General features: G+C 46.8%; 7 protein-coding genes and 2 pseudogenes. 4 read left to right on the top strand and 5 right to left on the bottom strand.

All coding sequences use genetic code 11. From position 1 onward, the window contains the following. The 3 genes and pseudogenes from L5M49_RS24625 to L5M49_RS24615 all read right to left on the bottom strand — a co-directional run. Positions 1-141: pseudogene (locus tag L5M49_RS24625) on the bottom strand (IS4 family transposase); the annotation flags it as partial. A 102-nt stretch (positions 142-243) separates the two neighbouring features. Then, positions 244-774 carry an InlB B-repeat-containing protein gene (locus L5M49_RS24620; RefSeq protein ID WP_263266973.1) on the bottom strand — a complete coding sequence of 177 codons (531 nt, stop codon included), beginning with the start codon at positions 772-774 and terminating at the stop codon, positions 244-246. Next, the gene (locus tag L5M49_RS24615; protein ID WP_263266972.1) at positions 775-1821 is read right to left on the bottom strand and encodes a ubiquitin-like protein; all 1047 of its coding nucleotides are present in this window, start codon (positions 1819-1821) and stop codon (positions 775-777) included. A 294-nt stretch (positions 1822-2115) separates the two neighbouring features. On the opposite strand from L5M49_RS24615, the gene L5M49_RS24610 reads away from it, so the two are divergent. Both L5M49_RS24610 and L5M49_RS24605 read left to right on the top strand, forming a co-directional pair. Next, on the top strand, positions 2116-4236 hold the full coding sequence (locus L5M49_RS24610) for an ATP-binding protein (protein WP_263206981.1): 2121 nt from the start codon (positions 2116-2118) through the stop codon (positions 4234-4236). Next, complete coding sequence (locus L5M49_RS24605; RefSeq protein WP_168826873.1) at positions 4229-4954, top strand: response regulator transcription factor; 726 nt, start codon at positions 4229-4231, stop codon at positions 4952-4954. The genes L5M49_RS24610 and L5M49_RS24605 overlap by 8 nt, the downstream gene beginning before the upstream one ends. Positions 4955-4989: 35 nt before the next feature. Here L5M49_RS24605 and L5M49_RS24600 read toward each other — a convergent pair. After that, positions 4990-5443, bottom strand: a pseudogene (locus L5M49_RS24600) (hypothetical protein); the annotation flags it as partial. Between L5M49_RS24600 and L5M49_RS24595 the strand changes: the two are divergent. Beyond that, positions 5442-5780, top strand: a complete 339-nt coding sequence (locus L5M49_RS24595) for a hypothetical protein (RefSeq protein ID WP_317630041.1) — start codon at positions 5442-5444, stop codon at positions 5778-5780. The pseudogene L5M49_RS24600 and the gene L5M49_RS24595 sit on opposite strands and share 2 nt — an antisense overlap. A gap of 300 nt (positions 5781-6080) precedes the next feature. Here L5M49_RS24595 and L5M49_RS24590 read toward each other — a convergent pair whose 3' ends face one another. Beyond that, positions 6081-6506 (bottom strand): hypothetical protein, encoded by a 426-nt coding sequence (locus L5M49_RS24590; protein WP_263266971.1) that lies wholly within the window; start codon positions 6504-6506, stop codon positions 6081-6083. Between the two features lie 22 nt (positions 6507-6528). Between L5M49_RS24590 and L5M49_RS24585 the strand changes: the two genes are divergently transcribed. Then, on the top strand, positions 6529-6688 hold a 160-nt coding region (locus L5M49_RS24585; protein ID WP_263139880.1), incomplete at its 3' end, for a transposase family protein.

Genomic DNA, 6688 nt, shown 5'->3' with positions numbered 1-6688 from the left:
ATTTCGACCTAACTCAGTCAAGGTCAGTGTCTTACATTCAATCAGTGCCTTAGAGGCCAGCATCAAGCTGTTTAATCGTTTTAGGTGAAGTTCTGGGCAGTATTGGTGTAAAGAATGTTGTAGGATATTGGCTTCGCGCATCTTGTTGTCCAAGTGTAGTTTTTAGCGAAACCATTTGATCATGCAACAAGATGCGCTTCCACCCTAATTTGATGATTTATTTGTAAATCATCAGGGGATTCTTCAGCCTTCAGCATCAACAAAGCTGACGACATACACATTCTGGCTGTATTGAGCTGTCACGGTTAAAGCTGAAGTGATATTAGCAAAACTGACATCCCAACCAGTGAAGGTATACCCTTCCCGCGTCGGCACAGCTGGCGCTGTCGCCGCTTGGCCATGAATGATTTTCTGGGTCGATAATAACTGACCTTCGGCATCAACAAAGCTGACGACATAAACATTCTGGCTGTATTGCGCCGTCACTGTTAAAGCTGAAGTGATATTAGCAAAACTGACATCCCAACCGGTGAAAGTATACCCTTCCCGCGCTGGCACAGCTGGCGCTGTTGCCGCCCGGCCATGAGTAATTTGCTGGGTCGATAATGACTGACCTTCGGCATCAACAAAGCTTACGAAATATACATTCTGGCTGTATTGCGCCGTCACTGTTAAAGCTGAAGTGATATTAGCAAAACTCACATCCCAACCGGTGAAGGTATACCCTTCCCGTGTCGGCACAGCTGGTGCTGTCGCCGCTTGGCCATGAGTGATTTACTGGGTCGATAATGGCTTGCCATCGGCATCGATAAAACTGACCTGGTAAACAGGAGCCTTCACGTGAATAGAAAATGCTGCTAATGACGCACTCAACAATCCATCACTGACACTGATTTGGATATTGGGATAGTCACCAACATGCTCAAAATCTGGACTGCCGGATAGGCCGCCAGTGGCAGTATCAAAAGTTGCCCAAACGGGTTTGTTGGCAATGGAAAATGTTAGTCTGTCTCCCTGAGCATCCAACGCTGTTGGGGTAAAACTATATAAACTACCTGCAAACACCGTTGTTGCTGGCTGACCTGAAAGAATCGGTGCTGTATTCTCAGGCTTTGGAATAATACCAAAGCCTTTGAGGTAAACCTCGGCGCCCTGACTCAATTGAATTGATAAGTCGCCAGTATAACCATGAGCAGCGCTCAAACTTAGTCCATTAGTCCCGGGCTCAATCGTAAAATTTTCATGAAAAATTTCATTATTATCTTTGTCCAGAGAGGTAACAGTAGCAACGAGTTGCTTATCTGCTTTGTTAACTAACAGAATACTTTTCGGGATAAAAGTGGCTCTGGAATTTTCGATGCGAAATCCAGTTGTATTGAACGCATTTGCATGACTCACCAACCCTTCTTCATTGATTGCACAATAACCGCCTGGTCCCGATAGCGCCAAAATTAAAACCCCGCCGCCCGGGATCGAAGGATAGAAACCGCTGGAACAGTAACCGTTTACGGCGAGCGGACCTTGAAAAAGGTAACTATCAGGCAACAGCATGATTAATTTACTTTCTTTGCCAATGTTGTAATCAGCTAAAGTGTAAACATCGTTTGCCATTTTAGTTTGCTTAAAAAACAAAGCATAACTGTCAGGCGGATAACCCTCTTTATCCTGAATTTTAGCTTTCACGTTTTCAGTGGTGTCAGAACCTTCCACATCCAGCGTAATAGTTTTACCGGTCAGCGTTGTGACAAAAATTTGCATCGCCCAGCCGGGCCATGCGGTCAGGGCAATACACAAAATAGCTAACTGCAAGAGGCGAATCATATCTGCTCCATAGCAAAGTAATAATCAGTGGTGAGTCATTCACCAGAATAAAAAATTGCCGGATGCTAACATGTTGGTTCCAATTTCTGAACAAAAAGGCCGGATGCTGTGTAACGTCATGTAACAGCTGTCGATGATGTAGCAGTCGGGAAAGTAGAAAAGTAACGGCAGCGCTGGTTTGTTATTAAACCCGCAATAGGTACGAAAGTTACCCTATGATTCCTCACTAAACAGGGTAAAATAGCTAGGTTGTAGTAGTCAGAGATGCCGATTGAAGGCATTCCAGGTGTGGTAATGTTGGATCCGCTCGCGCATTCGTTAGCTTCGGTCATGGTGACTTTGGCCTGTGCTTTATTTATCTGGCCGTTATATCTGCTGAATAAAGATTTTGCTGGCCCGAAACAGTGGGCGATTGGCAATAGCCTGCTGCCGCTAGGGTTGTTATTACTCAGTACTCAAAGCAAGACACCGGTTTGGCTGGGAGTGGTGTTAGCCAACCATATTTTGCTGGCCGCAGTGTTAGCCATTTTATGGGGCACCCGCTTATTCTTCGGCTACCAGCGCAACAAAAACTTGTTAACCTTACTCACGCTCAGCTTTAGCCTGACTTTTTTGTATTTCACCTATATCACGCCTTATACCGATGGCCGCATTATCCTGGTCAGTCTGATGTTTTCCCTTTGTAGCTTGCTGAGTATCCGGGTGCTGAGAGCCAAGCAAAAAACAGGGTTTTCGTTAGGAGTCAAACTGTTTCAGGCGGTCCTGATGTTATTAATCATGCTGATGAGCTATCGTATTGCATATATCCTGTTGGTCGGTGACTTAGGCGGCATCTTTCGCCTCAACCTGTTAAATGTGGCGGTGGCGGCTTTATCATATTTTGTGGTCTATGGTTTGACACTGAGTTATTTTCTGCTCTGTTCCGAACGACGCATTCAGATGTTGGATACTTTACAACAGCAAAGCAAAGCCGAAGCCGCGTTAAAAAGCCGCTTTCTGGCGTCATTGAGCCACGAATTACGAACCCCGTTAAATGCCATTGTCGGCAAAGCACAACTGATGAAATTGCGGCAACAGGATCAGCAATTACAGCAGGACTGCAGCATTATTATTGACGCAGGCATGGCATTATCGACGATGGCGCAACAAGTGCTGGAGCATGCCAGTCTGGAGCATGGTCAGGTGCAAATCCAATCAAAGGACACCTTATTAGTTCCCTGGTTGCACAGTATCGTCGACAGTATGCAGCCACTGGCGCAATCACGGCAATTACACTTGAGTTTGCAAACAGAACAGCTGAGTTCGCAGCAAATCTATAGTTTTGATCAGGGCAAAGTACGGCAGGTGCTAATCAATTTGCTGGGGAATGCCATTAAATATACTGATCATGGCTTTGTCCGGCTGCAGATGCAACTGACGGATCAGACCGGACCACAACACAGCATCCACTTTGCGGTCGAAGACAGTGGTATTGGCATCAACCCTGACGACCAGCGCGATATTCTGACGCCTTTTATCCGGGCTTCGCAGCAGGAACTGCGGGAAGGTACTGGCCTGGGTTTATCTTTATGTCAAAAAGCACTGCAATTATTGGGGGCGGAATTAAAATTTACCAGCCAGCCCGGTGTTGGCAGCTGTTTTTACTTTCAGTTGCCGCTGACACCGATCAGCGCTTCGGATTCCATAGCGACTGTCGCCAGCAGTACCATACCACCTCTGCATATTTTGCTGGTAGAAGATGTTGAATTAAATCAGCAGATCATTAAAGCACTGCTACAACACGATGGTCATCTGGTTTTGGTGGCCGCCACTGCGGCAGAAGCGCTTGGTCTCTGTCAGCAACACAGCTTTGAGCTGATATTGCTAGATATGAATCTGCCAGACAGTGATGGCCTGAGTTTGTTCCGGCAGTTGCAACAACAGCTGGCTGGCCCCCTGCCAAGCACACTGCCACCTGTGCTGGCATTAACCGCCGATACCAGCCGGCAATTGCAGCAGGATTGTTTGGCTGCAGGCATTAAACAAGTGCTGACTAAGCCGGTAGAGCTGGCACAGTTACAACAAAGTATTCGTCAATTGTTGCCCTGGCCGTTAATAGCCAACAGCCTGACCTTTCAAAGTTTCGCCTGTTATTTACCGGCGCAACTGGTGCAACAAAAATTAGCCGGGCTGGCTGCCGAATTACAACAGCAGATCAGCCAGTGGCCCAGTTTGCATGGCGCTGAACTGCAGGCCAATCTGCATCAATTGCGTGGTATGGCAGCTACTTTGGGATTGGAATTGCTGGCGGAGCGGCTGGCAGCACTAGAAACCCAGCTCAGTCGAGTGTCCGCATCACAACAGCCATTAAGTCAGCTTGCCAGCCGCAGTGCGCAGTTGCTACGGCAAAAAATCGAAGGAGTGCGGCATGACTGAACAAATCCGGGTGTTGTTGGTTGAAGACGACGAATGGCTTGGGTTGGCGCTCAGTGCCTTCCTGCAACAACAAGGTTTCCAGGTCAGCCTGGCACATTCGCTGGCTGCCGCCATGTCCATGTTGTCACAACCAGATTTACGACTGCTGATCGCCGATGTGCAATTACCGGATGGTTGTGGTATTGAACTGTGCCGCCAGCTATGCAAACCCCACATCGGTAAAATTTTGATCTCGTCCAACGCGTCGGAACAAAGCCGGGTGCAAGGGCTGGGCGCTGGTGCTGATGACTACATTTGCAAGCCAGTATTTCCGCAGGAGTTATTGCTTCGCATCCAGGGTTTATTGCGTCGCTTGCCGCCGCACGCTGTGACTGTACCCGATCTGCGGTTTTTACAGTTCCGGCTTAATCTGGAAAATCGTCAACTGTGCTATCAACAGCATGCACTGCAATTGAGTGAAAACGAGCAACAGTTGCTGATTAAACTGATTGCCCATCAGGGAAAAATTATCAGCCGAACAGAATTAGCGCTGGCATTGGGTGAAACAGATACTTATCTGGCAGGCCGGGCACTGGATATTGCCATCAGCCGGTTGCGGAAAAAGTTAGTGCAGCTGAGTGGTCAAGCGGAAGAACTGCTGGTGACTTACCGTAATCAGGGCTACTTATTAGTGCAGGAATGGCCGGAAGTAGGCATCAAAGAAGGAACAGCACGCTAAACCAGTCGTGCTGCTACGATAGCGCTTAAATCAGCTTATTTTTTGATTTTGACCAGTCTTTGCCAACCGCTGATATGCCGTTGTTTGGTCCGTGCGACCACCAATTCGTCGGCAGCGACGTCATGTGTCACCACAGAGCCAGCGCCACCAGTGAACTGTTGGAACCCAAAAACACACCATCTTCAATCGTGGTCTGGAATTTGTTGGCGCCATCGTAGTTACAGGTGATAGTGCCAGCACCGACATTCACTTTACTGCCGATAACCGCATCCCCCAGATAAGTCAGATGATTGGCTTTAGAACCTTAGCCTAACACGGTTTTTTTCAGTTCAACAAAGTTACCGACATGGCTGGATGGGCAGTAGCGATTTCAACGCCATCCCGATGTGCCATCGCAATAATATCGGTTAGATAAAACTCACCCTGGGCATTGTTATTTTGCAAATTCGCCAGCCAATGTTTCAGCTGTTTGCCCGGCACCGCCATAATGCAAAATTATATCGACACCACACCTTATATGTACAACATTGTCGATGGTCAAAAAGTACCAGCTTCCCCAACAGAAGCCACACATAGAGATTATTCCAGTAAAAATATTGGCATGCTCTATTCGAGCGGTATCGAAGCAGAATTAACCCATCAATACAACAGTCTTGATCTATTTGCTAATTACAGCCAAGTGAAAATGGATGTCGAGGGCATGCCCAACTTTTACCTTGGCACTATTGAAGATATTCGCCAGCCCTATAACAGTACTCCACAAGATAAAATCAATCTTGGGATCATCTGGCAACTGATCTCAGCATTACGACTGCCATGGATATGACCCGTCTTCCGGAGGCTCAGCTCAAAAGAGGAATGGATGCAGAAGGCTATCAACTTCACAGCGTATATCTTACATATCAAGCCCCTTGGTTAGCGAGCCTAGAACTCAGGATGAGACTTACTCGGTTTGGCCTGATGATGAAGAAAAAACCTTACCGGGACGTAACTACAAGCTGGCCCTCAGCTATCAATTCTAGAACATACATCAACGAACACTCTCTACTGACTAAATTGTAAATTCACAAAATCAAGGCCATTGAAAACAACTTTAATGGCCTTATTTTTTGGTCTTCTCAATTTTTTAGCTCAACCTCGCCTCGAAGCGCTTAGCTCTACGTTGAAGCAACCAAAAGAGGCTTAACACCCCAAATGAAGCGGCTAAAGTGGTCAGCGTTAGTGCAAAACCTTTGAATGAAAAAAGGTTTAAAGTAAAACCATCTAACACCAGTACCGCCAAGCCAAGCGGCATTTGGATAAGCACAGCGGTAAACCAATCGAAGGGAAGTTTAGGAAAGATCCTGTGGTAAGCATAAAGCACTAAACCTGCAAGCAATATCAGCAAACTCGCATCGTGAGCCGCCAACAAAAGATACTCCACACTGTTATGCGAGATGTGAGGCACCGCACTCAACATGTCCAACATATAACCCGCGCTGGCAACCAGGGCGGGATCATACTTTGTTAACAGTAGGGAACTTCTTCCTATCTGCATGATCTGATCGGGCATGTTATTCTACTGAGCCTAATCCATGTCCTTATTTGAACACTTGAAACTCATCGAAGACCCTCGCTCTCACATCAACCTAGACCATGATTTAGTTGATATTATTTTTCTTGTTTTAGCCGCAATCGCTTCAGGTTGTGATGGCTGGCAAGCTATTGAAGAATTCGGCCAAGAGAATCTATCTT

Source organism: Shewanella sp. SM74 (assembly GCF_025653725.1).
GTDB classification, from domain to species: Bacteria; Pseudomonadota; Gammaproteobacteria; order Enterobacterales; family Shewanellaceae; genus Shewanella; species Shewanella oncorhynchi.
This window is presented reverse-complemented; position numbering and strand designations above follow the sequence as displayed.